Origin of the sequence: Methylobacterium sp. B4 (assembly GCF_003201865.1) — a bacterium.
Classification (GTDB): Bacteria; Pseudomonadota; Alphaproteobacteria; order Rhizobiales; family Beijerinckiaceae; genus Methylobacterium.
In genome coordinates this window covers 253678-279335 of sequence record NZ_QJJJ01000002.1, presented here as the reverse complement: position 1 = coordinate 279335, position 25658 = coordinate 253678, and the positions used below count along the sequence as shown (strand labels likewise).

Genomic DNA, 25658 nt, shown 5'->3' with positions numbered 1-25658 from the left:
GTGCCGCGACGAAAGCGCGACACAGGTGGCCCGCCGCCCCGGCAAAGGCAAGCGTGGCCGGAATCAACGGAGAGTCATCGTGCCCGCGATCCGCGCCGGGCGGCACCGGCCGATTCCCAGTCGAGAGGGTCCGCGCGCGTTCGTGAGCCGGCACCGGCACTACCGGATGCGCCTGCGGATATTTACCTCTATAAGCCCGCCCAACGCAGGCCGGCGGCGTTCGAATGCCGCCCGCGACGACCTCACGACCGCAGGTTCACGATGCTCGGTGCCCTCGCCAAGAAGATTTTCGGCTCGTCCAACGACCGCCGCGTGAAGGGCTTTCGCCCCCGCGTCGCCGCGATCAACGCGCTGGAGCCCGAAATCGCCGCGCTCTCCGACGAGCAGCTGCGCGCCCGCACGCAGAGCTTCCGCGATCAGCTCGCCGCCGGCACCCGCCTCGACGACCTGCTCGTTCCCGCCTTCGCCACCGTGCGCGAGGCGGCCAAGCGCGTTCTGGGCCAGCGGCACTTCGACGTGCAGCTGATCGGCGGCATGGTGCTGCACGAATCCGGCATCGCGGAGATGAAGACCGGCGAGGGCAAGACCCTGGTGGCGACGCTGCCGGTCTACCTCAACGCCCTGGAGGGCAAGGGCGTCCACGTCGTCACCGTCAACGACTACCTCGCCTCCCGCGACGCGGAATGGATGGGCCGGGTCTACCGCTTCCTCGGGCTCACCGTCGGCACCATCGTGCACGGACTCGACGACGGGCAGCGCAAGGACGCCTATGCCTGCGACATCACCTACGGCACCAACAACGAGTTCGGCTTCGATTACCTGCGCGACAACATGAAGTACGAGCTGTCGCAGATGGCGCAGCGGGGGCACCACTACGCCATCGTCGACGAGGTCGACTCGATCCTTATCGACGAGGCGCGCACGCCGCTCATCATCTCCGGTCCCGTGGACGACCGCTCGGAACTCTACGTCGCCGTGGACGGCGTGATGCCGCTGCTCGCGCGGGAACACTACGACCTCGACGAGAAGCAGCGCACCGTCTCGCTGACCGAATCCGGCAACGAGTTCATCGAGGAGGCCCTGCGCGACGCCGGCATCCTCAAGGAGGGCGATCTCTACGACGCGCACAACGTCACGATCGTCCACCACGTGAACCAGGCGCTTCGCGCCCACACCCTGTTCACGCTGGACAAGGACTACATCGTCAAGAACGACGAGGTCGTCATCATCGACGAGTTCACCGGCCGCATGATGCAGGGCCGGCGCTACTCGGAAGGCCTGCACCAGGCGCTGGAGGCCAAGGAGCGGGTGACGATCCAGCCCGAGAACCAGACGCTCGCCTCGATTACCTTCCAGAACTACTTCCGCCTCTACAAGAAGCTCGCCGGCATGACCGGCACGGCCTCGACGGAAGCCGACGAGTTCGCCGAGATCTACAAGCTCGACGTGGTCGATATCCCGACCAACAAGGAGGTCGAGCGCGTCGACGAGGACGACGAGGTCTACCGCACCGTCGAGGAGAAGTACGAGGCGATCATCAAGGAGATCGACAAGGCGCATGCCCGCCACCAGCCGATCCTGGTCGGCACCGGCTCGATCGAGAAGTCGGAGCTGATCGGCGAATTGCTGAAGAAGGCCGGCTACACCCTGCTCGACTACTCGGACCCGAACGCGCTCACCGACGTCTACAAGGCCGCCCGCGAGAACCGGGTGACCAAGCGCTTCGCGGTGCTCAACGCCCGCTTCCACGAGCAGGAAGCCTACATCGTGGCCGAGGCCGGCGTGCCCGGCGCCATCACCATCGCCACCAACATGGCCGGCCGCGGCACCGACATCAAACTCGGCGGCAACCTCGAGATGCGCATCGAGAAGGAACTTGGGCAGATGCCCGAGGGCCCGGAGCGCGACGCCGCCATCGAGGCGCTGAAGGCCGAGATCGCCGAGAACCGCGCCAAGGTGCTGGCCTCGGGCGAGCCCGCCGACCCGGAGGCGGGCCGGAAGAAGGACCTGCCGGGCGGCCTCTACATCATCGGCACCGAACGCCACGAGTCGCGGCGCATCGACAACCAGCTGCGCGGCCGCTCCGGCCGCCAGGGCGATCCCGGCCGCTCGAAATTCTACCTGTCCCTCAAGGACGACCTGATGCGGATCTTCGGGTCCGACCGCATGGACGGGATGCTGCAGCGGCTCGGCCTGGAGCAGGGTGAGGCGATCATCCATCCCTGGATCAACAAGGCGATCGAGAAGGCCCAGCAGAAGGTCGAGGCGCGCAATTTCGACATGCGCAAGAACGTGCTCAAGTACGACAACGTCATGAACGACCAGCGCAAGGTCGTGTTCGAGCAGCGCCGCGATCTGATGGGCCAGGACAGCGTGCGCGACACCGTGGACGAGATGCGCCACGGGGTGATCGACGACTTCGTGGCCGTCCACATCCCCGAGAACGCCTATGCCGAGCAGTGGGACGCGGACGGGCTGAAGCACCGCGCCCTCGACGTGCTCAACCTCGACCTTCCGATCGAGGATTGGGTCAAGGAGGAGGGCATCGCCGACGAGGAGATCCGCGAGCGCCTGCGCAAGGCCTCCGACGACTCCTACGCCGCCCGGATCGAGCGCAACGGCGCGGAGGTGATGGCCTATGTCGAGAAGCAGGTGGTGCTGCAGGTGCTCGACCATCTCTGGCGCGAGCACCTCGTCACCCTCGACCACCTGCGGCAGGTGATCGGCTGGCGCGGCTTCGCCCAGCGCGACCCGCTCAACGAGTACAAGTCGGAGGCCTTCGAGCTGTTCAACGGCCTCGTGGCGGCCCTGCGCGAGCAGGTCACCGCCCAGCTCGCCCATGTCGAGATCATGCAGCAGCAGCCGGACGACTTCGCCGGCAACGGCTTCGAACAGGCGGGCTTCGGCGAGCCCCAGCTTCCGCCGATGTTCCCCGAGCACCGAAACCCGGCCACCGGCGAGAACGAGTTCGCCACCGGTGGCAGCGACGGCGGGGCGGGCGGCGCCTACGGCTTCGCGGCGCGCGAGCTGTCGGCGGATACGGCGGTGCTGGAGCGCAATCCCGACGACATCTCCACCTGGGGCAAGGTCGGCCGCAACGAGCCCTGCCCCTGCGGCTCGGGCAAGAAGTACAAGCACTGCCACGGCCGCTTCGCCGCCGAGGCGTGAGCCGGCCGTGGACGGGGCGGTCGTCTACGCGCACGAGCCGGATCTCGACGCGGAATCCTTTCAGGATCTCCTCGTCGCCTCCGGCCTCGCGCCGCGGCGGCCGGCCGCGTCCCTCGAACGGCTCGGGCGGATGCTGGCGGGCTCCGACCTGATCGTCACCGCCCGGCTCGACGGACGCCTCGTCGGCGTGGCGCGCACGCTCACCGACTTCGCCTTCTGCGCCTACCTCTCCGACCTCGCGGTGACCCGCGACTGCCAGGGCCGCGGCATCGGCCGCCAGCTCATCGCCGAGACGCGGGCGGCGGCGGGACCCGAGGCCTCGCTTCTGCTCACCGCCGCGCCCGGCATCGAGGGCTACTACGAAGCCATCGGCATGCCGCGCGTGCCGCACGCCTTCCGCACCGACCGCGAGCGCTGAGGCGGGTTCAGGGCGCCTCGGCGGCCAGCGCCTCCAGCACCGCGTGCGCCGCCGCGATGCGGGCGGAAATCGGAAAATTCCGGTTGGCCAGCATGACAAGGCCGATGCGCCTTTCCGGCACGAAGGCGACGTAGGCGCCGAAGCCGTTGGTGGAGCCGGTCTTGTTGAACAGCCCCGCGCCGGTCGGCGGCGCGTCCAGTCGCGCGGCGGCTTGTGCCTCGAACGTCATCGGCGCGGCGTTGCCGGCGAGAAGGCGCTCCAGCGGCACCGGATAGGGATATTGCTCCCAGCCCAGCCCCTGCACCATCGGTCCGACCCGGAGGAGGCCGCGATGGGTATCCTCGACCGCCCGGCGCAGCGCCGGATCGAGCCGGGACGGATCGAGGTTTGCCTCGACGAAGCGGAGCATGTCGGCGGCGCCGGCTTTGACGCCGTAGGCCTCGGCATCCAGCATGCCCGGATTGACCCGGGTCGGCCGGTCGTCCTTTCCGTAGCCCCAGGCGTAACGGCCCTTCTCGGCGGCAGGCACGCGAACGAAGCTGCGGCTCAGGCCCAGCCCCGGAAACAGCCGCGTCTCGACGAGATCCGCAAAGTCGCCGCCCATGGCCGCGGCGGTGGCCGCCCCGAGCAGGCCGATGCTGGGATTGGAGTAGAGCCGCCGCGTGCCGGGGGGTGCGGAGGGCTGCCACTGCCGGAAATAGGCGAGCATCGTCGCTGCGTCGGTCACGTCCTCGGGAAATTGCAGCGGCAACCCGCCCGCCGTGTAGGTGCAAAGATCGGTCAGCCGCGCCTCGGCGATGGGGCTGCCCCGCAGTTCCGGCAGGAAGCGGCCGGCGGGATCCTCCAGCGACAGGCGGCCGAGCGCCTGCGCGTAGGCCGCGAGCGTCGCGGTGAAGGTCTTGCTGACCGAGCCGATCTCGAACAGCGTGTCCCGCGTCACCGGGCGCCCCTCCGCCCTGGCGGCGAGCCCGAACGGGAAGAAGGCGGATTGCCCGCCCCAGGTGACGGCCACCGCGATCCCGGGCACGTCGTGCGCCTTCAGGAGAGGGCGGTAGGCGCGCTCCACGGCCGCCGCGATCCGATCCGCTGGAGCGTCGCTCGCCTGAACCCTCGCCGGCAGGAGGGACAGGGCGAGGAGGAGAGCGAGCATCCCGAGGCGGCGCATTGCGGAAATGATCCGTTTCCTTCTTGTTTGGGCGGGCTTGCTGGACAGGCCTGTTGGGACGGGGAAGTCGGACGCGCGATGACGGGTGAGGATAGCGCGCAACGCGCCGGAATGCCGAGCGCCCCCCTCGTGCGCACCCTGCAACTCGGCCTCGCATCCCCGCGAACCGGGGCGATGCGCGCGAGCCTCGCGCTCGCCGCCGCGCCGCTGGACTGGCTCGACGCCCATCGCGGCGGCTTCCTCCACCCGCAGGAGGAGGCGCTGCTCACCGACCGTCTGCACGCCCGCCGCCGCCACGGCCTGCTGATCGGGCGCTACGCGGCCAAGTGCGCCCTGGCCGCGCTCGACCCTGACCTCGACCCGCGGGCGCTGGCGATCCGGCCGGGCGTGCTGGAGCAGCCGGTTCTCTCCGGCGAGGGCGTCGGGACGCTCGGGCTCAGCCTGTCCCATGCCGGGCCGGTCGCCGTGGCGGTGGTCTATCCCGAGGCGTGTCCGATGGGGATCGATCTGGAGCGGATCCGGGCGAGCCAGGTGCCGCTGCTGACGAGCCAGACCAATGCCGCCGAGCGCCAGCGCCTCGCTGCCCGCCTCGTCGTGCCGGAGGCCGAGCGGCTCACGCGGCTCTGGTGCCTGAAGGAGGCGCTCTCCAAAACCCTGCGCTGCGGCCTGACCGTGCCGCTCGAACTCCTGGCCGTCGGGGGGGTCGAGCGGGAGGGGCCGGGCCTGTCCGTCACCTTCGCGAACTTCGCGCAGTACCGGGGCCTCAGCTTCGCGGCGGGCGACCTTGCCGCCGCGCTCGTGCTGCCGCGCCCGCCGGCCGTGGATCTCGTCGTCGAGACCGCGGCGTGGGAGGCGTGGCGGACCGCCCTGGGCGACGCCGCGGCGGCGTTCGCGGAGGCGTAGCGCGCATCGCTTGGCCGCCGTATTCGGGAATCGCAAGCCGCGAACGGAGGCGAGAAGCGATGACGACGTGGCGCCCGCCTCAGACGATCCGCACCAAGGTGATCGGGCTCGCTTGGCGCCGGGATCGCCTGCTGGCGGTGGAGGTTCTGGACGATCGCGGCCGGATCAAGGGCGTGCGTCCGCCGGGCGGCGGCATCGCCTTCGGCGAAACCCGGGAACAGGCCCTGGATCGGGAGTTCCGGGAGGAACTGGGCTGCGGCGTGACGATCACCGGAGCCTGGACGGCCTTCGAGAACATCTACCGCCACGAGGGCGCGCTCGGCCACGAGATCATCTTCGCCGCCGAGATCCGCCTGCACGACGCGACCCTCTACGAGCGCGACGCGATTCTCTTCAACGAGGATGACGGCACGCCCTGCACGGCGCGCTGGGTCCGGCCGGACGCCCCACCCGAGGGGGCCGCCCTGTTTCCCGACGGCCTCGCGGCCGCGCTTAAGGAGCGCGGCCGCTGAAGGTTCAGTCCCGACGGCCCGGCAGGCGGTGGCTGAGGAAGAAGTCGAGCATCGCCCGCGAGGCGTTCGGGCCGCCCGGATCGGTGTAGCTGCCCTCCGGGCTGCCCCCGGCCCAGGCGTGGCCGGCGCCGCGCACCGACCAAGCCTCGACCTGCACCCGGCCCGCCTCGTCGGCGTAGCGGGTGCGGGTGTAGGTGTGGCCGGTGCTGCTGCCGTCCTCCCGGCTCGGCGTCAGGTCGGCGATGCCGGCCTGGGCGAGCACCGCCTCGGCGTTGCGGGGACTGACGGTGCCGTCGCCCTCGCCGTGGAAGACGATCGTCGGCATGCGGATGCCCTGGACGACCGAGCCGGCGCCGAAGCCTGAGGCCCCGCCGGGCGCCTCACCGCCGGGCGCGCCGACCCGCATCGCCGAGAGCGCCGAGGGCAGATCCCGCGCGCAGCCCGCGGCGAGGCCCGAATGGACGCCGACCGCCGCGAACAGGTCCGGATAGGCCCGGGCGATGTTGGCCGCCGCCGCGCCGCCCGCCGAGAGGCCGGCGATGTAGACGCGGCTCGTGTCGATCGGGTGCTCGGTCGAGACCGCGCGGACGATCCCCGCGATGATGCCGGCCTCGCCCATCTCCCGGCCCTGGTCGCCCGGCTCGAACCAGTTCCAGCATTTCTGCGCGTTGGCCCGGCCCGACTGGCGCGGATAGACGACGTAGATGCCCTCCTCCTCGGCGAACGCGTTCATGCGCGTGCCTGCCGCGAAATCGTCCGGCGACTGAGTGCAGCCGTGCAGCATCACGAGGAGCGGACGCCGCCCGTCCCGGGGGCTCGGGATGAACAGCTTGTAGTCGCGGGCGCCCGCGGCGTTGGAGAAGCTGCGCTCGACGAACGGGCCGTCCTCGGTTCCCGCCGCGCCGGGAAACGGCCCCTTCGGGCCGTCGCCGAGGAGACCCTTCAGCGAGGGCGCCAGGGTGCGCAGGTTCTGCATCATGTGGTCGATGTTCTCGCGCAGCCGCTCGGGAATCAGGGTCGCGTCATGCGTCGCGCCCTCCCCGGCATCGCGCGTCTCGGACCGGCCGGCCGGCCCTTCGAGCCGCGGCAGCACCTGCGCCCTGGCCGCTCCCTCCGTCCGGAGCGGTCCTCCGGCGGTCATTCCCGGCGCGCCGAGGCTGCGCTGAATCAGGGCCGTCGCCTCGCTCAGCCGGCCGGCCCGGGTCAGGCGCGTCGCCTCGGCCATGTCGTCGAGGAGGGTGGTGGAATGATCGGTCATGCAAGTCTCGCTTTCCGGGGTCGGCGACGGGCGCGCGCGAGCGCAGCGGGTCACGAGGAATGAAGGGTTTTGAGGGGTGGTCAGCGCAGGCGGTCGGCCAGGGCCCGCTTCACGGCGGGGCTGGCCTGGAGGCTGCCGAGCACTTCGATCGAGGCGATCGCGCCGCCGGCAAGGTCGGGCGGCACGTCGTCGGCGATCACGGCGAGGCCGAGGACGCGGATTTCGAGCCGTTCGCCCGCTGCCAGGGCGGCTTCCAACTCGGCCCGGCCGTAGCGGCGCAGCCCGACCTCGATGGGTTTGCGGGCGACCGACTGGCGGGTGATGTCGGCGTGCCGTTCGATCTGGTTGCGCACCGCCGTGCGGATGAAGTCGCTGCGGTTGGCGTAGACGCCCTCCGACACGAGCAGATCGACATGCCCGAGATCGACGAAGCCGAGATTGACCGTGATCTTCTCGCTGTCGCCGATCCGGGGACCGATCCGGGTATCGAGCTTTACCGTGATCGGAGCGTCCCGGCGTCCTTCCTGCATCACATCCATCATTGCGCCCATCCCTGCGCCATCCATGGGGATGGTATGGGGAGGCTCATGCTGCACTGCAAGATGAAACTTTTTGCGCTGCAGCAAGGGCGGGCGGAACGGATGAGACGGTCGTCGGATCACGTCTCGCCGCCGGCACGTTCGCCGACCGGTACGTCCGGCGCCGAGAATCGCGCCGGAACAACGACTTGGGTCGTCGGCCTGAGAGCGGCCGTCGTCCTACGGCTCCATGTATTCCCGCCAGACGGCGTTTGTTCCGAGACTCTCGACAAAGCTGACATGCCGCACGCGCTCATCCTCGCTGAGCCGGCTGCGCATGGGCCGCGGCCCGGCCGGGCCCGAATCGGCGACATCCGCCCGCGCCACGGTCACGGCCGGTTCGGCGATGCTGAGGCCCAGGCTGGTCTGCTTGCCGCCCAGGAGTTCGACATAGACCTCGGCCAGGATCTGCGCGTCGAGGAGCGCGCCGTGCTTGACCCGGCGGGCGGTGTCCACGCCGTAGCGGTTGCACAGGGCGTCGAGGTTGTTGGCCGCGCCCGGATGCTTGCGGCGGGCCAGCAGCAGGGTGTCGACCACCTCCTCCAGCACGATCGGCTTCGGCGCGGCCGGTCCGAGCCGGGCGAACTCCATGTTGAGGAAGCCGACATCGAAGGGCGCGTTGTGGATCACCAGCCGCGCGTCGCCGCAGAAGGCGACGAAGGCATCCACCACGTCGGCGAAGATCGGCTTGTCGGCGAGCATCGCGTCCGAGATGCCGTGGACCGCAAACGCCCCCTCGGAGACCGCCCGCTGCGGGTTGACGAGCTGGTGATAGACGTTCCCGGTCTGGACGTGGTTGATCAGCTCGACACAGCCGATCTCGATCAGCCGGTCGCCGTTTCGCGCATCCGTGCCGGTGGTCTCGGTGTCGAGGACGATCTCGCGCAGCATTTTTTCTGGTTCCATGCCCGGCGGGAGGGAGGTGGGGCCATTCTTGCCGGAAAGGGTTACGGAGGCGGCACCATCACGCGAAGCAGTTTCGCAGCTTGTGGCGCCCTCGGGCGGACTTGCGGAGCGGGCTTGAGCAGGCAGGGACCCCAAACCATATCGTCGCGGTGTCTGGATCGCTTCGCCGACACTCCAGAGCGCTTCCTCCGGTGTCTCCCCATCGGACATGCATCCGGGAAGATCGGGCACCGAGGCGGCAAATCCAGCGCCGTCGTCGGCAGTCAGCGGTGTGATGACGACCGGGGAGATGAGTTCGTCCACGCCACGCTCCTCATGCCTGCCCGTGTGCCAGCCTCTCCACGATCCGCCCCACTTCGGCTTCCGCGTGCTCGAAGCCGCGACTGGTGTCGATCACGAAATCCGCCCGCGCCCGCTTCTCGCCATCCGGCATCTGCTTGGCGCGGATCGCCTCGAAGGCGGCCTCGGTCATGCCGGGGCGGGCGAGCACCCGGGCGCGCTGCACCTCGGGCGGGGCCGTGACGACGAGGACGGCGTCGCAGCGCGCCTCGGCGCCGGTTTCGAACAGGAGCGGGATGTCGAGGACGGCCAGGCGCGCGTCGGCGTTCCGGGCAAGGAAGGCACGGCTCTCGGCTCCGACGAGCGGGTGCACGATGGCCTCCAGCCGGGCGAGTTTTTCCGCATCGCCGAGCACCGCCGCGCGCAGCGCCGGACGGTCGACCCCGCCTTCGGGCGTGAGCGTACCCGGAAAGGCCGCCCCGATCGCCTGCGCTGCCGCGCCGCCGGGTCCGTAGAGCGCGTGGACCGCCGCGTCCGAATCGTGGACCGGAACGCCGCGGGCGGCGAACATCGCGGCGGTGGCCGACTTGCCCATGCCGATCGAGCCGGTGAGGCCGAGCACCACGGGGCGGCGGGGTCGCTCAGCGGCCGTCATTTCGCGACCAGATCCGCGATGATCCTATCCCGCAGGGCCGGCGTGACCTCCGGGCGCAGGCCGAACCAGGCCGCGAAGCCCGGCACCGCCTGATGCAGCAGCATGCCGAGGCCGTCGATCGCCGCGAGACCCCGCGCCCGCGCCGCGGCGAGCAGCGGCGTCTCCAGGGGCACGTAGACGATATCGGCCACCGCCGCGCGGTCCGGGAGGGCGTCGAGGTCGAGGATGAGCGGTGGTTGCCCGGCCATGCCGAGCGACGTGGTGTTGACGAGGAGCCCGGTCGCACGAAGCGCTTCCGGCAGGACCTCCCAGGCGATGGCCTCGACATTGTCGGGGTCGAGTTCGGCGAGCGCCTGCGCCCGCTCGGGGCTGCGGTTGGCCACGCGGACCGTCAGACCCCGCTCGACCAGCCCGACGACGATGGCGCGCGCCGCCCCGCCCGCGCCGAGCACGAGCGCGACCCTGCCGGTGCGCTCCGGCCAGTTCTCGCCGAGGCTCCGGTCGAGATGGGCGATGAAGCCCGGGGCGTCGGTGTTGTCGCCCAGAACCCGGTCGCTCTCGACGATCAGCGTGTTCACCGCCCCGATCTTTTCCGCCCGCGGCGTGAGGGAATCGACGAGGCGGAAGGCCGCCTCCTTGTGCGGGATGGTGACGTTGCCTCCGGCGAAGCCCGAACGGGCGAGGCCGCGCAGGAAGGCCTCGAAGCCCTCGGGCGCCACGTCGAGGCGCTCGTAAGTGCCGTCGATCCCGTGCTCGGCCAGCCAGTGGCCGTGGATCAGCGGCGAGCGGGAATGGGCGATTGGATGGCCGACGACGAAGGCCTTGATGGTCATGGGATCCTGCCGGCGGGTCGCGCCCGAGAATTGAAAAACGTCACGCCTCGCAGCCCGCGGGGAGCGTGCAGGCGGTCTCGCCCTCGATTTCGACCTGGAGGGTGGCGTGGGCGATGCCGAAGCGCGCCCGCAGCTCCTCGGCCGTCTGCTTGAGGAAATCCCGGCCCGGGTTCTCCCGCGCCAGAACGAGATGGGCGGTGAGCGCGACCTCGGTGGTGCTCATCGACCAGATGTGCAGGTCGTGCAGCCCGCGCACGCCGGGGCGCGCGGCGAGGCAGGCGCGCACCGCCTCCGGGTCGATCCCGGGAGGCACGGCGGCGAGCGACATCGCCACGCTGTCGCGCAGGAGGCCCCAGGTGGCGACGATGATGAGCGCGGCGATGACCAGACTCACCAGCGGGTCGAGCCAGTCGAACCCGGTGGCGAGGATGACGAGGCCCGCCAGCACCACGCCGGCCGAGACGGCGGCATCGGCCACCATGTGCAGGTAGGCCCCGCGGATGTTGATGTCGCCCTTCGAGCCCGAGGCGAACAGCCAGGCGGTGAAGCCGTTGATGAGGATGCCGATCCCGGCCACCACCATCACCGTAGTGCCGGCGACCGGCGCCGGTTCGAGGAAGCGCTGCACCGCCTCGACGATGATGCCGCCGGTGGCGACGAGCAGCACCACGGCGTTGAACAGGGCGGCCAGGATCGAGGAGCCGCGCAGGCCGTAGGTGAAGCGCGCCGAGGGCGCCCGCTTCACCAGCGCCGAGGCGATCCAGGCGGCGATGAGCCCCAGCACGTCGGAGAGGTTGTGGCCGGCATCGGCCACCAGGGCCATGGAGTTGGCGAGCCAGCCGTAGAGCGCCTCGACGCCGACGAAGCCGAGGTTCAGCGCGATGCCGACGGCGAAGGCGGTCCCGAAATCCTTCGGGGCGTGGACATGGCCGTGCCCGTGGGAATGCCCGTGGGAAGCTCCATGCCCGGCATGATCGTGATGATGCGCGTGCTCGTCCCCGTGATCCTGCATCGGTCCTCGCGGTCTCAGAACGCCAGCAGGCCCATGCCCCGTAGCCGGGCCAGCAGCGGCGTAAGCGGCAGGCCCAGGATCGTCGAATGGTCGCCCTCGATCCGCTCGAACAGGTGGATGCCGAGCCCTTCGAGCTGATAGGCGCCCACCGAGCTCGTCACCGCGGCGCCCGCGAGCCGCAGATAGGCGTCGATCGCCTCTGCCGCGAGGGGCCGCATGGTCAGAAGCGCGGTCTCGACGAAGGCTTCCGCCTCGCCCTCGCGCAGGATCGCGACCGCCGCATGCAGCGCGTGGGTCCGGCCCTGGAGCCGGGCGAGATGAGCGTGCGCGGCCTGCGCGTCGGCCGGCTTGTGGAAGACGCGGCCCTCGCATTCGAGCACTTGGTCGGCGCCGATCACGACGCGGCCGGGATGGCGCGCGGCCACCTCCTCCGCCTTGGCGCGGGCGAGCCGCAGCGCCAGGGCGGCGGGGGCGAGACCCCCGCTCTCGGCCTCGAGCGCGCGCTCGTCGATTCGCGCGGGCGCCGTCTCCACGGGGAGGCCGGCGCTCGCCAGGAGGTCGCGCCGGGTGGCACTCGCCGAGGCGAGGAGCAGCGGGGCGGGCGCGAGCCAGAGGGCGGAGGCGGTCACGGGAAAAGCGGTTCCTCAGCGCAGGCCGCGCCAGTCGAGCCAGTCGAACAGGAAGTCGATATCGCGAGGCGCCACGGAGAAGAACCCCTCCGGGGTGCGGTCCGAACCGATCACGTAGCCGCCGGTATGGCCGAGCGCGTGGTCGAGGCAGCTCTGCAGGAAGCCGAGTTCGAGCCCGTTGTCGCGCAGGGACACCACGTTCGTGCCCGCGGGGGCGAACAGCGAGCCGTGCAGCCCCGAACCGTATTCCCCGAGGATCGTGCCGGCCGAGCGGAACAGGGCGATCTGCTCGGGGACGCTCAGCCGCTCGGGCCGGACGCGCTCGAAGCCGCGGGCCACCGCGCCCTCCTCGAACGCCGCCCGCTCAGCGAGGGTGCGGCGGTTCCTGGTGTCGGCATTGTCCGAGCGGGAGATCAGGATTTTTCGCGTGCCGCGCGGCTCGCTCCGGCGACCGAGGCGCCAGCGGGGCCGGGGCAGCGCGCGCTCCAGGAGGAAGCGGCGGGCCTCGCGCATCAGCGGCGAGGCGCGGCTGACGAAGCGCAACGCGGTCGGCACGAGCAGCCGGCGGCAGACGACGCAATCCCGGGTCCGGTCGTAGACGACGAGGCGATCCTCGCCGATGCCGAGGAGACCGAGCCAGACCCGCGCGAAATCCGGCGTGTCGGCGGGCAGGAGGTAGCGCAGGCGGGTGATGTCGTGCCCGGCCCGGTCGAGCAGGAAGAGTTTTGGCAGGAAATCGACCAGCCAGTGGCCGTACATCTGGTGGCCCATGCCGGTCAGCAGCACCACCGGCTCCTCGACCGCGACCCGGCGCAGGCCCGGGAGCCGCGCGGCGATGGCGCGGAAATGCCCCTCGAAATTGACGGGGAAGATGTTGAGCTGGGCTCCGTACTGGAACACGCCGTCGAGGAGGAGGACGCCCTCCTCCGTCACCTCCGCGTCGGGCAGCTCGTAGAGGCTCGTCCCGAGCACGATGGTCTGCTCGTGATACGACCGCAGCAATTCCGGCGTGACCTGCCCGATCAGGAGGTCGAGCGGCGGCATCCAGTCCCGGTAGGAGAGGCTGAGATCGGTGCAGCGCCCGCGCCCGGCCTGGACCGTCTCGCGCAGATCGGCCGTGGCGCAGGCGTCCTCCGTCACGCGTCGGCCTCAGGTCGCGATGAATTTCAGGCGATGCTCGCGGTAGAGATCGAGGATGGCGGCGGCCGTCTCCTCGATCGAACGGCGGGTCACGTCGATGGTCGGCCAGCGGTACTTGGCGCAGAGCCGGCGGGAGGCGGCGACCTCGTCGGCCACGGATTCCCGATCGACGTAGGACGAGTTGTCGTCGGCCTTGAGGCTGAGCAGGCGGTTCTGGCGGATCTGCACGATGCGCTCGGGGCTCGCGATCAGCCCGACGATCAGAACCTTCCTCGCCCGGTCGAAGCTCGGCGGCAGAGGCATCGACGGCACCAGCGGCAGGTTGGCGGTCTTGAGGCCGCGATTGGCCAGATAGATCGAGGTCGGCGTCTTCGAGGTGCGGCTGACGCCGACCAGCACCACGTCGGCCTCGTCGAGGTCGTCGGGCAGCGCGCCGTCGTCGTGGGCCAGCGTGAAGTTCATCGCGTCGATGCGCTTGAAGTACTCGGCGTTGAGCATGTGCTGGGCGCCGGGCCGCTCGGTCGAGGTGGCGCCGAGATAGGAGCGCAGCAGCGCATGGACCGGCTGGAGCACGTTGAGCGTCGGCGAGCCGGTCTCGCGGCAGGCCTCTTCCAGGCGCTCGATCAGCTCGTGGCCGACCAGCGTGTAGAGCACGAGGCCCGGCGCCGCCTTGATCTCCGAGATGACCCGCTCGAGCTGCGCGCCGGAGCGCACCAGCGGGTAGACGTGCTCGATCGCCGAGATGCCCTCGTACTGCACCGCCGCCGCGCGCCCGACATTGATCAGGGTCTCGCCGGTGGAATCCGAGACGAGGTGGAGATGGAAGTAGCTGCGGCTCATCGTCGGCCCGTCTCTGCCGTGACGCATCGGTCCTCGGGGCAGCGGGACCGCCCCACCGCGATGCTTAGAGCATTTTTTTGCGCGAAGGCGATGCCGAATTGCCGATCGACCGTCGGGCTGGTGGCGAGGACAGGGACCCCGCGAGGCCGTTTCGAACGCCGTCGCGGAGCCTGGATCGCTTCGTTGACGCGCGCGATGACGGGGAGGAAGGCCCCCCACCGTCATCGCGAGGCGAAGCCGAAGCGATCCAGCACGCGGCCCTGGACGAGAAAATCGCGCTCGTCACGAGCGGCATTCAAGCGGAATCTCAATGACTTGCTTCGCCCGGCGGGCCGCTTCGTCACGCCTTGTCCCCAACCCGCGCCCGAGGAGTCGACAAGTGGGGAAAAACCGGGCCGATCGGTGCGCGGCGGCGGGTTGTCCCGAAAACCGTCGACTCCGCCCTCAACATGCCGACCTTAGGCACACGGCAGAGTCGCCGGATTGGGAGAATCCGGGACCGCAGGGGTCGTCAGGGCGCACAGGCCCACGCAAGCCGCTGGTGAGCTTGGCCTATCATGGAGATTAGATCCAATCCGTTAAGAGGCGATTAACGTCGCGGCTGTGGGGAGGGCCTGTGGACGCGCTTGCGGCATCACGATCCAACGTCCAGAAGAAAAAACAGAGATTCTAGAATCTCTCTTTCTTTGAGTAGGGCCGGGTTGGGGATGGCGCGGTCGCGACCTCGCCGGCCTCCCCCGAACGGCAATCAGGCAGGATGCGGGCTTCAGGCATGGCGGAGGCAAGGACGGCGGACAGGCCGGTGCTGCGGGTGCTGTCGGGAGAGGCGATCTCCCCGCCCCCGGCCTGGATGATGCGCCAAGCCGGCCGCTACCTGCCGGAATACCGGGCGACCCGGGCGGAAGCCGGCTCCTTCCTCGACCTCTGCTACAATCCGGCCTTCGCCACCGAGGTGACGCTCCAGCCGATCCGCCGCTTCGGTTTCGAGGCCTCGATCCTGTTCTCCGACATCCTCGTGGTGCCCCACGCGCTCGGCCAGGACGTGCGCTTCGTCGAGGGCGAAGGCCCGCGCCTCGACGCCCTCGAAGGGCGCGCCCAGTTCGACCGCCTGCGCGAGGCGGGAGACCCCGCGATCTTCTCGCACCTCGCACCGGTTTTCGAGGCGGTGGAGCGCATCCGGGGGGCCCTGCCCCACGAGACCACGCTGCTCGGCTTCTGCGGTGCGCCCTGGACCGTGGCGAGCTACATGATCGGTGGGCGCGGCACGGTGGATCTCGCCCCGGCCCGGGCGCTGGCCGCCGCCGATCCGGCGCTGCTCGACGCCCTGCTCGACCGGCTCGTCACGGTGCAGACCGCGTATCTCGTGCGCCAGCTCCGCGCCGGTGCCGACGCGGTACAGATCTTCGAATCCCATGCCGGGGTGCTGCCGGACTCCCCCGACGGCGACGCGCTGAAGCGCTTCTCGCTCGGGCCCATCGCCCGGATGGTGGCGGGCATCCGGGCCGAGTTGCCGGAGGCCAAGATCATCGTCTTCGCCAAGGGCTCCGGGCTGGAGGGCCACGCCCGGGTCGTGCCCGAGACCGGCGCGAGCGCGGTCGGCGTCGATTGGGGGGTCGATCTCGCGGCCCTGCGGGCCCGTGTGCCGGCGACGACGGTCACCCAGGGCAACCTCCACCCGGAGACGCTGATCGAGGGCGGGCGGGCCCTGGACGCGGCCGTGGATGGCATCCTGGCCGCGACCGAGGGGCTGCCGCACATCTTCAACCTCGGCCACGGCATCACCCCGCAGACGCCGGTCGCCCATGTCGAGCAGATGCTGGCCCGACTCCGGGCCGGCCGCTGAACCGTCTTCCCGCGTTGCGTTTCGAGGAGTCCGTCCGCCGGTGCTCGACAGCCTGTACCCCTGGATCAAGGCCTTCCACGTCATCGCGGTGATCGCCTGGATGGCGGCGATGCTCTACCTGCCGCGCCTGTTCGTCTATCACGCGGCCCTGCCGGCGGGCTCCCGGGTGCAGTCCGAGACCTTCAAGGTCATGGAGCGGCGCCTGCTCAAGGCGATCATGACGCCGGCCATGATCGTCACCTGGATCCTCGGGCTCTGGCTCGCGTGGCAGAGCGGCTACTACGCCGCGCCCTGGCTCCAGGCGAAGTTCGTCCTGGTTCTGGCGATGAGCGGCATGCACGGCTTCCTCGCCCGCGCGGTCAAGGACTTCGCCGCCGACCGCAACACGCGGAGCCAGCGCTTCTACCGGGTCATCAACGAGGTGCCGACGCTGCTGATGATCGGCATCGTCATCCTGGCGATCGTGAAGCCCTGGGGCTGATTCTTTTCGCTACCGGGGCACCGCCGGGCCGGGCTGCGTGTTGGATGGGCAAAGCGTGGCCGTTCGCCGCGATGGAGCCTGTCCGATGCGTATTCCGTTCCTCGCCCTCGCCCTGAGCCTCGCCGCGGCGTCTCCCGCAGCCGCCGCGAGCTTCGCCTGCGCCAAAGCCGAGACGCCGGACGAGAAGACCGTCTGCGACACCCGCGCCCTCAACGACCTCGATGTCGAGATGGGGGTGCGCTTCGAGATCCTCAAAGACCTGCTGCCGATGGGCAACCGCACCAAGATGCAGGAGGATCAGGAGGCCTGGCTCAAGGACCGCCGCGCTTGCGGCGCCGAGGTCGCCTGCCTCACCGCGGCCTACGAGGGCCGGCTCAAGGTGCTGCGGGGCGTTCTGTCGGAATTCGCCAAGCAGGGCGGGCAGTAGCGTCCCCGTCATCGCGCGGCGGAGCCGAAGCGATCCAGGGCGCCGCGCGGCTGGATCGCTTCGCCGGACGGCTCGCGATGACGACGAGCTACAACCGCGCCAGCAGCCGCTCCGCCAGCGGGTTCTCCGCCGCGAAGGCGTAGTCGATCCGGCGCACCGTCACCGCCCGCGCCCCGGCCTGCACCAGGGCGTCGGAGAGGTCGAACACCGCGTCCACGGGGCAGCGCATCACGATCTCGCCGTCGGCGCCGCGCGGGGCGCCGTAGGGCAGTTCCGCCTCGTGCAGCCCGGCGAGAGTGGCCAGATCGATGGCGCCGGATTCGGGCAGCGCGGCGCGTACCTCGCGGCTGGTGCGGGCGCGCTCCTCCGCGGCGATGCGGCCGAGCACCGTGCGCAGGGCCGAACGCGCCGTCTCGCCCCAGTGCGCTTTCAGCGAGGCGACGAGGTTGGCCTCCGAGCGCAGCATCACCCCGTCGTCGAGCACCTTGAGGGCGTTGGCGGCCAGCGTCGTGCCGGTGGTGGTGATGTCGACGATGATCTCCGCCGAGCCCGCCGCGGGCGCGCCCTCGGTGGCGCCCAGGCTCTCGACGATGCGGTAATCGGCGATGCCGGCCTCGGCGAAGAAGCGGCGGGTCAGGTTCACATATTTGGTGGCGATGCGCAGCCGACGGCCCTGGCGCAGGCGCATCTCGCTGGCCACCTCGTCGAGGTCGCTCATGGCGCGCACGTCGATCCAGGCCTGCGGCACCGCCACCACCACGCTGGCATGGCCGAAGCCCAACGGCGTCAGCAGTTCGACGCTGCCGGCCGGGTCCGGCAGCATCTCGCGGATCAGGTCCTCTCCGGTGACGCCGAGATGGGCGGCGCCGCTGGCGAGCTGGCCGGCGATCTCGGAGGCCGAGAGGTAGCGCACCTCGACGCCGGGCAGGCCGGCGAGCGTGCCGCGGTATTCCCGCGCGCCGGCCTTCTGCACGAGCTTGAGCCCCGCCCGGGAGAAGAAGGCGCTGGCATTCTCCTGAAGCCGGCCCTTCGAGGGGACGGCCAGAACCAGAGGCGAATCGCTCACGCCACAACTCCTTCCGCGCTGCCTTCCGCGCAGCGCGACAGCCAGAACGCGCAGCCCACCGCCGGCAGCGGCACCGGGCTGCCGAGCTGTTGCAGCAGCCCGTCGTAGCGCCCGCCGCCGACGAGGGTCGGCCCCCCCTGCGGGCCGGTCACCTCGAAGATGAAGCCGGTGTAGTAGTCGAGGTTGCGCGCGAAGCCCCCGCTGAAGCGGAAGCGCTCGATCGGCAGTCCCCGCGCGGCCATGAAGCCGGTGCGCTCCTCGAACAGGGCCAGCGCCGCCTTCAGGCCGGGATGGTCGAGCCCCGCCTCGTCGGCGAGCGCCCGCACCGCGGCGGCCGCCGCGTCGGGATCGCCGGAGATGGTGCAGTAGCGCTCGATCAGCGCGCGGTTGCCGGGGTTGAGGCCGGCGCCCCCTTGCGCCTGCGCCGCGGCCTTGGCGAGGAAGCGCTCGGCGATGGCGCCCGCGCTGCGCCCGCCCACCTGCGAGATGCCGGCGATGGAGAGCACGTCCTCCACGAAGGCCCGCACCGCGCCGGCATCCTGGCCCTGAATCGCGGCGAGCAGGCCGGCATGGGGCTCCTCGACCTGCGCGCCGTTGGCGACCTCGGTGAGCGGGCGCCCGGCGGCGATGGCCCGCAGGGTCCTGCGCTTGGCGACCGGCGGCACGGCGAGCGCGTCGAGGAAGGCGTGGGTCAGGCCCATGTCGCCGAGCCGCACCGCGACATCGGAGCGCCCGAGCAGGTCGAGCCCCTCGAAGGCGAGCCCGAGCACCTCCGCGTCGGCGGCCGGGATGTCGGTGCGCCCGATCGATTCGATGCCGCCCTGCACGAACTCGTCGGGCTCGCCCGCCACCAGGCGGAAGACAGGTCCGAGATAGCTGTAATCGGCGCTCTCGCCGGGCCGCGTGGCTTGGTGCAGGCGGCAGACGGGGATGGTGAATTCCGGCCGCAGGCACAGCTCGGCCCCGGCCGCGTCCTGCGTCACGAAGATGCGCCGCCGGATGTCCTCGCCCGAAAGTTCGAGGAAGGGTTCGACGGGCTGCAGGACGGGGGGCGCCGCCGGCACGTATCCGCAGGCGGAAAAATGCGCCGACAGCCGCACGTGGCGCAAAGCCTCCGCCCCGCTCGGGCCGCCTGCCTCCGGTCTCGTCATGGGTTTCGGATCCCGCTTGAATCCGGCCCCCATAGCAATCGCATCCCCGGTTGGCGACCGTTCAGAGGAATTTCCGAGCGGATCGAACTGCGTAAGACCCTCGGCATGGCCGCGGCCCGGCGCAGGCGCCGCGAGCGCCACCCCTCCGAAGGCGCTCGGGATCGACCGCCTTCCGATGCCCCGCCATCGAATGTTGCGTCGCAACGATAGGCGCGCTGCCGGGCGGTTTCGGCGCTACCAAACCAGCCGCTCGATCACCGCGCCGGGTCGGACCGGCTGGGCTGCGAGCCAGTCGGCGATGTCGCCGAGACTGTGGTGTTCGGCCGTGACGCCGAGTTCCTCCGCGTGGATGCCGCGGGCGACCAGGATCGAGGGGATGCCGCAGGCGGAGGCCCCCGCGATGTCGGTCCGGATCGCGTCGCCCACCGCCACCGTGCGGCTCACCTCCGGCGCGGGTAGGCCGTCGAGTTCGCCCGCCATGGCGAGTGCCGTCTCGTAGATGGGCCGGTAGGGCTTGCCCGCGTAGACGACCGATCCGCCGATGGCCGCGTAGGCCTGAGCGATCAGGCCGGCGCAGGGGATCAGCTTCCTGTCGCGCTCGACCACGAGGTCGGGATTGGCGCAGATCATCGGCACGTCGCGGGCACGGAAATCGGCCAGCGCCGCGCGATAATCCTCCGCCGTCTCGGCGTCATCGTCGAACAGGCCGGTGCAGACGATGCGCTGCGCTTCCGTCCCCGGCACCAGGGTGAGATCGAGCCCGTCGAAGACCGGCGCGTCGCGCTCCGGGCCGAGGTGATAGATCCGCTCGCCCGGATGCTCGGCGATCAGGCGCCGGGTCAGGTCGCCGGAGGTGAGGATCGCGTCGTAGGCCTCCCGCGGCACCCCGTAGCCGTCGAGGATCTTCTGCACCCCCTGCCAGGGCCGGGGTGCGTTCGAGACCAGGATCACCCGGCGCGGCCGGGCGCCGGGAAGTCCGCGGAAGCGGATCAGCGCCTCGCCGGCCGCCGCGTGGCCGCGCGTCCCGTCATGCAGCACGCCCCAGACGTCGCACAGGATCAGGTCGTAGCGCTCGGCCACGTCCTCGAAGTGGCGCAGCGTCGGGACGGGGGGATGGGTCATCGGTGAGTCCGGTCGGCGGTGAGGGTGCGGGCTCTATAGCGGGCTTTGCGCGCGCCTGAAGGTCGGCACGCGCATGCCGTGCCCTCGTCCCTCTCCCGCCCGCTCCGCGAGCGCCCTCCTCCGCAGAGGGAGGATTCGTGACAAGGGATCACCCCAGGAACCGGCCGACCAGCAGTCGCGCGAGATCCTGCGGCGGGTCGGGGGTGAGGACGCCGAGCTTGCGCGAGGTCGAGAGCGAGGCGAGCCCGTGCAGGGCGGCCCAAAGGGCGGCGACCGCCCGGCGGCGCTCGTCGGCTTGCGCGATCAGAGGCGCCAGCACCGCGTCGACGAGGCCGACCGGCTGCGCCAGCGCCGCCGCGTACCACTCGGGAAACGGCTGGTCCGGGGCGGCGACATGCTCGAACAGCAGGCTCCAGACCCGCGGGTCGGCGGCCACGAAGCCAAGATAGGCATCCGCCAGCGCCAGCGCGTTGTCGCGCGGCGAGCGCTCCGGCCCGATCGCCCCGGCCAGGACCCCGTGCAGCCGGGCCAGCGTGCGGGCGTTGACCCGCAGCACCACCTGATCGAGGTCGCCGACCGCGTTGTAGATCGAGTTCGGCGCGTAGCCGATCGCGGCCGCGAGCCGGCGCATGCCGAGCGCGCGAAAACCCTCGTTGCGCACGAGGCTCTCCGCCGCCGCGGCGACGAGGGCGATAAAGCCTTCCCGATCGTGCTCGCCCCGCGGGCCGCTGCCGCGCGCCTTCCTCGTCAAACCTGTCGATCCTCCTGGTGCGCGTGCGTCGCCGCACGCCCTGCCGCGATAGATTGCACGTCGTGCAAAATCAAGCTTGCGGTCTCTGCACCTCAGGATAATTTGAACACCGTGCAAAGCCCTGATTTGACGCCTCGCCGATGGGCAGGCAGTCATGGCTCAGCCGGGAGAGACCACGATGTTCCGCACACTGATGACGACGCGACGCTTCGCGCCGCTGTTCTGGTGCCAGTTTTTCTCCGCCTTCAACGACAACTTCCTCAAGAACGCGCTCGCCCTGCTGATCCTGTTCCAGGTGAGCGCGCGGGGGGAGAGTTCCGGCGGGGTGCTCGTGACGCTGGCGAGCGCCGTGTTCATCGGCCCGTTCTTCATCCTGTCGGGGCTCGGCGGGCAATTGGCCGACCGCTACGACAAGGCGGTGCTGGCCAAGCGGCTCAAGTTCGTCGAGATCTTCGCCGCCCTGCTCTCGGTGCTGGGCTTCTGGCTCCACTCGGTGCCGCTGCTGTTCGCCTCGCTCGGCCTGTTCGGGATCATCGCGGCGCTGTTCGGACCGATCAAGTACGGCATCCTGCCCGACCACCTGAAGCGCGAGGAGCTGACCGCCGGCAACGCGCTGGTCGAGGCCGCGACCTTCCTGGCGATCCTGCTCGGCACCATCACCGCCGGGCTCGCCATGGCGATGGGCGGCCACGCGCTGGGGCTCGGCGCCGGGCTGATGGGCATGGCGGTTCTGTGCTGGCTCTCCGCCCGGATGATCCCGGCCACCGGCGAGGGCGCGCCCGATCTGCATGTCGACCGCAACGTCGCCCGCTCCACCGTCGAACTGCTGCGCGATCTCTGGTCCGACACGCGGCTGTGGCGCGGCTCGGTGATCGTGAGCTGGTTCTGGCTCGTGGGCGTCGTGATCCTCTCGCTGCTGCCCGTGCTGGTGCGCCAGACGCTCAACGGCACCGAGATCGTCGCCACCACCCTGCTGGCGATCTTCTCCGTGGGCATCGCGGTGGGCTCGGGGCTGGCCTCCTGGCTCGCCAGCGGGCGCATCGTGCTGCTGCCCACCCCCGTCGGCGCGGTGCTGATGGGCCTGTTCGGCCTCGATCTCGCCTGGACCGTCTCGCACCTGCCCCCGCCCGCGGGCGAGCCGGTCGGCGCCTGGGCCTTCATCACGAGCGGCCACGGCCTGCGCATCGCCGCCGACTTCTTCGGGCTGGCGGTCGCGGGCGGTCTCTACGTGGTGCCCTCGTTCGCCGCGGTGCAGGCCTGGACCGAGAAGGCCAAGCGCGCCCGGGTCATCGGTGCGGTCAACGTGCTCACCGCCGCCTTCATGGTCGGCGGGACGCTCGCGCTCGCCGTGCTGCAGGGGCTCGGCCTCTCCATGGCCCAGCTGCTGGCGCTCGTGGCGGTGCTCAACCTCGTCGTCGGCGCGGTGATCCTCGTCACCCTGCCGACCAACCCCCTGCGCGACGCCCTCTCGATCCTGTTCCGCGCCTTCTACCGCCTGGAGGTGAAGGGCCTGGAGAACGTGGAGAAAGCGGGACCCAACGCGATCATCGCCCTCAACCACGTCTCCTTCCTCGACGCGCCGCTCGCCCTCTCGCTCCTCGAGTGCGAGCCCGTCTTCGCCATCGACCACGGCATCGCGCAGCGCTGGTGGGTGAAGCCGTTCCTGCGGGTCACCAAGGCGATGCCGCTCGATCCGACCCGACCGCTGGCCACCCGCACGCTGATCAACGCGGTCAAGAGCGGCGAGACGCTGATCATCTTCCCCGAGGGCCGGCTGACCGTCACGGGCAGCCTGATGAAGGTCTATGACGGGGCGGGGCTGATCGCCGACAAGTCCGGCGCCATGGTCGTGCCGGTGAAGATCGACGGGCCGGAGCGCACGATCTTTTCGCGCCTGAAGCGCGATCAGGTGCGTCGCGCCTGGTGGCCGAAGGTGACCGTGACGATCCTGCCCCCGGTGCGGCTCCACGTCGATCCCGAACTGAAGGGCAAGCATCGCCGCCGCGCCGCGGGCGCGGCCCTCTACGACATCATGTCGGACCTCGTCTTCGAGACCGCCGACATCGAGCGCGGCGTCTTCTCCGCGCTGGTCGAGGCGGGCGAGCGTCACGGCTGGCGGCGGACGGCGCTCGAAGACCCGGTCTCCGGCACGATGAGTTATTCGCGACTGGTGATGGGTGCCAACATCCTCGGTCGCAAGCTTCAGGCGCTGCTGCCCGACCCGAAGAAACCCGTCGGGCTGATGCTGCCCAACGCCAACGGCGCGGCGGTGACCTTCTTCGCGCTCGCCAGCGCCGGCCGGGTGCCGGCGATGATCAACTTCTCCGCCGGCCCCGCCGCGGTGCTCTCGGCCTGCAAGGCGGCGCAGGTCGACACGATCCTGACCTCCCGCGCCTTCATCGAGAAGGGGCGGCTCGGCGCTCTCATCGAGGGCATCGAGACGACGGTGCGCCTGATCTACCTGGAGGACGTGCGCGCCAGCGTCGGCAGCGCAGACAAGATCCGCGGCTTCCTGAGCCCACGCCGCCCGCTCGTCGCCCGCTCCGGCGAGGACCCGGCCGCGATCCTGTTCACCTCGGGGAGCGAGGGCACGCCCAAGGGCGTGGTGATCGCCAACCGCTCGATGCTTGCCAACACCGCGCAGGTCGCCGCGCGCATCGATTTCGGGCCGCGGGACAAGGTGTTCAACGTCCTGCCCGTCTTCCACGCCTTCGGGCTGACGGCGGGACTCGTGCTGCCGCTGGTCTCGGGTGTGCCGGTCTACCTCTACCCCTCGCCGCTGCACTATAGGATCGTGCCCGAACTCATCTACGGCTCGAACGCCACGGTCCTGTTCGGCACCGACACCTTCCTCACCGGCTACGCGAAGATGGCCCATTCCTACGACCTGCGCTCCCTGCGCTACGTCGTGGCCGGCGCGGAGGCCGTGAAGCAGACGACGCGCAAGACCTGGGCGGAGAAGTTCGGCCTGCGCATCCTCGAAGGCTACGGCGTCACCGAGTGCGGGCCGGTGCTCGCGCTGAACACGCCGATGTTCAACCGCTTCGGCACGGTCGGCCGGCTGCTGCCGGGCATCGAGTCGCGGCTCGAGACCGTGCCCGGCATCGACGAAGGCGGACGCCTCATGGTCCGCGGCCCCAACATCATGCTGGGCTACCTGCGCGCGGAGAAGCCCGGCGTGCTGGAGGCGCCGGTGGACGGCTGGCACGACACCGGCGACATCGTCGCCATCGACGCGGACGGCTTCGTGACGATCAAGGGCCGGGCCAAGCGCTTCGCCAAGATCGCCGGCGAGATGGTGTCGCTGGCCAGCGTCGAGGCGCTCGCGGGCCAGCTCTGGCCCGACGTTCCGAGCGCGGTGGCGGCCGTGCCCGACGCCCGCAAGGGCGAGCGCCTGATCCTGTTCACCGAAGCCAAGGGCGCGACGCGGGCCGCCTACCAGACCTTCGCCAAGGACCGGGGTGCGGCCGACGTCGCCCTGCCGGCCGAGGTGGTGGTGCTGGAGCATCTGCCGATGCTCGGCACCGGCAAGGTCGATCAGGTGAGCGTGACGAAGCTCGCGCGCGAGCGGGCCGCGACCGCCGAGGCCGCGTGAGGGTTTCGACCCTCTCCCGTCACGGCGAGCCGAAGGCGGACCCGTCCGGGCAAAGCGCGAGGCGACCGGATGACTTCGCCTCGCAGGCCATAACGGGACATGCGGCACTCCCGGACCGACGGCGCTTAAGCCGAATTTCAACCATGCTCGGTCGATATGGCGCGAAGCGCGCGACCCCCTCAGGTCGCGCCCTGACAGGGGATCCGCCTATGAGCCTCGACCGCCGCCGCTTCCTCGCCTCCTCGCTCGGCCTCGCCGTCGCTGGTCCCGCCGCCGCGCAGAGCTACGGCCAGACCTTCAAGGTCGAGAACGACGAGGGCCGGCCGGTCGCCAACATGCGGCTGCCGGGCGAGATCACCGGTCAGATCCAGGAATTGCGCGGCGTCACCTATGTCGGGCCCCGCGAGGCCGAGGTGACCCTCTACGAGTTCTTCGACTACAACTGCCCTTGGTGCCGCAGGGCCGCCGCGGACGTGACCGCGCTTTCCGCCAGCGACCCCGCCCTGCGGATCGGCCTCGTGCACAACCCGATCCTCTCACCGATGTCGGCCCAGGCCGCCAAGGTGTCGCTCGCAGTGCAGCGCAAGCTCGGCTCGGCCGCGGCCTTCGCCTTCTACGGCCAGTTGCTGGCCACCAAGGGCCAGATCGACGGGCTCAAGGCGCTCGAGATCGGCGCGAAGACTGGCGTGAAGCGGGCCGAACTCGAGGAGATCGCCGACAGCGAGGAGGTGCGCGAGGCGATGCGCGCCCACATGAACGTCGCGGCCAATCTCGGGCTGTCCGCGACGCCGTCCTACGTGCTCGGCAATACCGGCGTGCTCGGCCATCCGGGCGTGAAGTCGCTGGCCCGGATGATCGCGGCGATGCGGCGCTGCGATCAGATCGCCTGCGGGTAGGGTTTCGATCCCGGGAGAAAGAACTTCCAT

Annotated in this window: 23 protein-coding genes; 9 read left to right on the top strand and 14 right to left on the bottom strand. The window is 70.6% G+C overall.

Annotation, left to right across the window (positions count from 1 at the left end; all coding sequences use genetic code 11):
* The first annotated feature begins 261 nt into the window (after positions 1 to 261).
* Positions 262 to 3168, top strand: coding sequence for a preprotein translocase subunit SecA (gene secA, locus BY998_RS04945; protein WP_110350507.1), 2907 nt, complete (start codon positions 262 to 264; stop codon positions 3166 to 3168).
* A 7-nt stretch (positions 3169 to 3175) separates the two neighbouring features.
* Positions 3176 to 3586: a GNAT family N-acetyltransferase gene (locus BY998_RS04940; protein WP_110350506.1), complete on the top strand. Its 411-nt coding sequence runs from the start codon at positions 3176 to 3178 to the stop codon at positions 3584 to 3586.
* A gap of 7 nt (positions 3587 to 3593) precedes the next feature.
* Here BY998_RS04940 and ampC read toward each other — a convergent pair whose 3' ends face one another.
* The gene (ampC, locus tag BY998_RS04935; protein ID WP_110350505.1) at positions 3594 to 4751 is read right to left on the bottom strand and encodes a class C beta-lactamase; all 1158 of its coding nucleotides are present in this window, start codon (positions 4749 to 4751) and stop codon (positions 3594 to 3596) included.
* Between the two features lie 78 nt (positions 4752 to 4829).
* On the opposite strand from ampC, the gene BY998_RS04930 reads away from it, so the two are divergent.
* Together BY998_RS04930 and BY998_RS04925 are read left to right on the top strand one after the other, a co-directional pair.
* Positions 4830 to 5654 (top strand): 4'-phosphopantetheinyl transferase family protein, encoded by an 825-nt coding sequence (locus BY998_RS04930; RefSeq protein ID WP_110350504.1) that lies wholly within the window; start codon positions 4830 to 4832, stop codon positions 5652 to 5654.
* Between the two features lie 59 nt (positions 5655 to 5713).
* Positions 5714 to 6166, top strand: coding sequence for an NUDIX domain-containing protein (locus BY998_RS04925; RefSeq protein ID WP_110350503.1), 453 nt, complete (start codon positions 5714 to 5716; stop codon positions 6164 to 6166).
* A 4-nt stretch (positions 6167 to 6170) separates the two neighbouring features.
* Here BY998_RS04925 and BY998_RS04920 read toward each other — a convergent pair whose 3' ends face one another.
* The 9 genes from BY998_RS04920 to BY998_RS04880 all read right to left on the bottom strand — a co-directional run bounded on the left by BY998_RS04920 (position 6171) and on the right by BY998_RS04880 (position 14296).
* Positions 6171 to 7424, bottom strand: coding sequence for a PHB depolymerase family esterase (locus tag BY998_RS04920; RefSeq protein WP_110350502.1), 1254 nt, complete (start codon positions 7422 to 7424; stop codon positions 6171 to 6173).
* A gap of 80 nt (positions 7425 to 7504) precedes the next feature.
* Positions 7505 to 7966, bottom strand: coding sequence for a CopG family transcriptional regulator (locus BY998_RS04915; RefSeq protein WP_110350501.1), 462 nt, complete (start codon positions 7964 to 7966; stop codon positions 7505 to 7507).
* 216 nt (positions 7967 to 8182) lie between these two features.
* Entirely contained in the window at positions 8183 to 8893 is a 711-nt protein-coding gene (dnaQ, locus tag BY998_RS04910; RefSeq protein WP_110350500.1) for a DNA polymerase III subunit epsilon, read from the bottom strand.
* A 328-nt stretch (positions 8894 to 9221) separates the two neighbouring features.
* Complete coding sequence (gene coaE / locus BY998_RS04905) at positions 9222 to 9842, bottom strand: dephospho-CoA kinase (RefSeq protein WP_110350499.1); 621 nt, start codon at positions 9840 to 9842, stop codon at positions 9222 to 9224.
* Positions 9839 to 10675, bottom strand: coding sequence for a shikimate dehydrogenase (locus tag BY998_RS04900; protein WP_110350498.1), 837 nt, complete (start codon positions 10673 to 10675; stop codon positions 9839 to 9841). The genes coaE and BY998_RS04900 overlap by 4 nt, the downstream gene beginning before the upstream one ends.
* Before the next feature lie 40 nt (positions 10676 to 10715).
* Complete coding sequence (locus BY998_RS04895; RefSeq protein WP_110350497.1) at positions 10716 to 11687, bottom strand: cation diffusion facilitator family transporter; 972 nt, start codon at positions 11685 to 11687, stop codon at positions 10716 to 10718.
* A gap of 14 nt (positions 11688 to 11701) precedes the next feature.
* Positions 11702 to 12316: a Maf family nucleotide pyrophosphatase gene (locus BY998_RS04890; RefSeq protein WP_110350496.1), complete on the bottom strand. Its 615-nt coding sequence runs from the start codon at positions 12314 to 12316 to the stop codon at positions 11702 to 11704.
* A gap of 15 nt (positions 12317 to 12331) precedes the next feature.
* Positions 12332 to 13456, bottom strand: a complete 1125-nt coding sequence (locus tag BY998_RS04885; RefSeq protein ID WP_110350495.1) for a glycosyltransferase family 61 protein — start codon at positions 13454 to 13456, stop codon at positions 12332 to 12334.
* 9 nt (positions 13457 to 13465) lie between these two features.
* Positions 13466 to 14296 carry a pyruvate, water dikinase regulatory protein gene (locus tag BY998_RS04880; RefSeq protein ID WP_110350494.1) on the bottom strand — a complete coding sequence of 277 codons (831 nt, stop codon included), beginning with the start codon at positions 14294 to 14296 and terminating at the stop codon, positions 13466 to 13468.
* Positions 14297 to 15068: 772 nt separating this feature from the next.
* Here BY998_RS04880 and hemE point away from each other — a divergent pair.
* The 3 genes from hemE (at position 15069) to BY998_RS04865 (ending at position 17047) form a co-directional block, all read left to right on the top strand.
* Positions 15069 to 16139: a uroporphyrinogen decarboxylase gene (hemE, locus tag BY998_RS04875; protein ID WP_110350493.1), complete on the top strand. Its 1071-nt coding sequence runs from the start codon at positions 15069 to 15071 to the stop codon at positions 16137 to 16139.
* Positions 16140 to 16179: 40 nt separating this feature from the next.
* Positions 16180 to 16620: a protoporphyrinogen oxidase HemJ gene (gene hemJ / locus BY998_RS04870; protein ID WP_110350492.1), complete on the top strand. Its 441-nt coding sequence runs from the start codon at positions 16180 to 16182 to the stop codon at positions 16618 to 16620.
* A gap of 85 nt (positions 16621 to 16705) precedes the next feature.
* On the top strand, positions 16706 to 17047 hold the full coding sequence (locus BY998_RS04865; protein ID WP_110350491.1) for a lysozyme inhibitor LprI family protein: 342 nt from the start codon (positions 16706 to 16708) through the stop codon (positions 17045 to 17047).
* Between the two features lie 88 nt (positions 17048 to 17135).
* Here the strand turns inward: BY998_RS04865 and hisG are convergent, their stop codons facing one another.
* The 4 genes from hisG to BY998_RS04845 form a co-directional block, all read right to left on the bottom strand.
* Positions 17136 to 18113: an ATP phosphoribosyltransferase gene (hisG, locus tag BY998_RS04860; protein WP_110350490.1), complete on the bottom strand. Its 978-nt coding sequence runs from the start codon at positions 18111 to 18113 to the stop codon at positions 17136 to 17138.
* On the bottom strand, positions 18110 to 19264 hold the full coding sequence (locus tag BY998_RS04855; protein WP_110350640.1) for an ATP phosphoribosyltransferase regulatory subunit: 1155 nt from the start codon (positions 19262 to 19264) through the stop codon (positions 18110 to 18112). The genes hisG and BY998_RS04855 overlap by 4 nt, the downstream gene beginning before the upstream one ends.
* A 234-nt stretch (positions 19265 to 19498) precedes the next feature.
* Positions 19499 to 20386, bottom strand: a complete 888-nt coding sequence (locus BY998_RS04850) for a TIGR01459 family HAD-type hydrolase (protein ID WP_110350489.1) — start codon at positions 20384 to 20386, stop codon at positions 19499 to 19501.
* A gap of 148 nt (positions 20387 to 20534) precedes the next feature.
* Positions 20535 to 21047, bottom strand: a complete 513-nt coding sequence (locus tag BY998_RS04845; RefSeq protein WP_110350639.1) for a TetR-like C-terminal domain-containing protein — start codon at positions 21045 to 21047, stop codon at positions 20535 to 20537.
* A gap of 268 nt (positions 21048 to 21315) precedes the next feature.
* Between BY998_RS04845 and BY998_RS04840 the strand changes: the two genes are divergently transcribed.
* Both BY998_RS04840 and BY998_RS04835 read left to right on the top strand, forming a co-directional pair.
* Positions 21316 to 24732 (top strand): acyl-[ACP]--phospholipid O-acyltransferase, encoded by a 3417-nt coding sequence (locus BY998_RS04840; RefSeq protein WP_110350488.1) that lies wholly within the window; start codon positions 21316 to 21318, stop codon positions 24730 to 24732.
* Between the two features lie 209 nt (positions 24733 to 24941).
* Entirely contained in the window at positions 24942 to 25628 is a 687-nt protein-coding gene (locus tag BY998_RS04835; RefSeq protein WP_110350487.1) for a DsbA family protein, read from the top strand.
* Positions 25629 to 25658 lie beyond the last annotated feature (30 nt).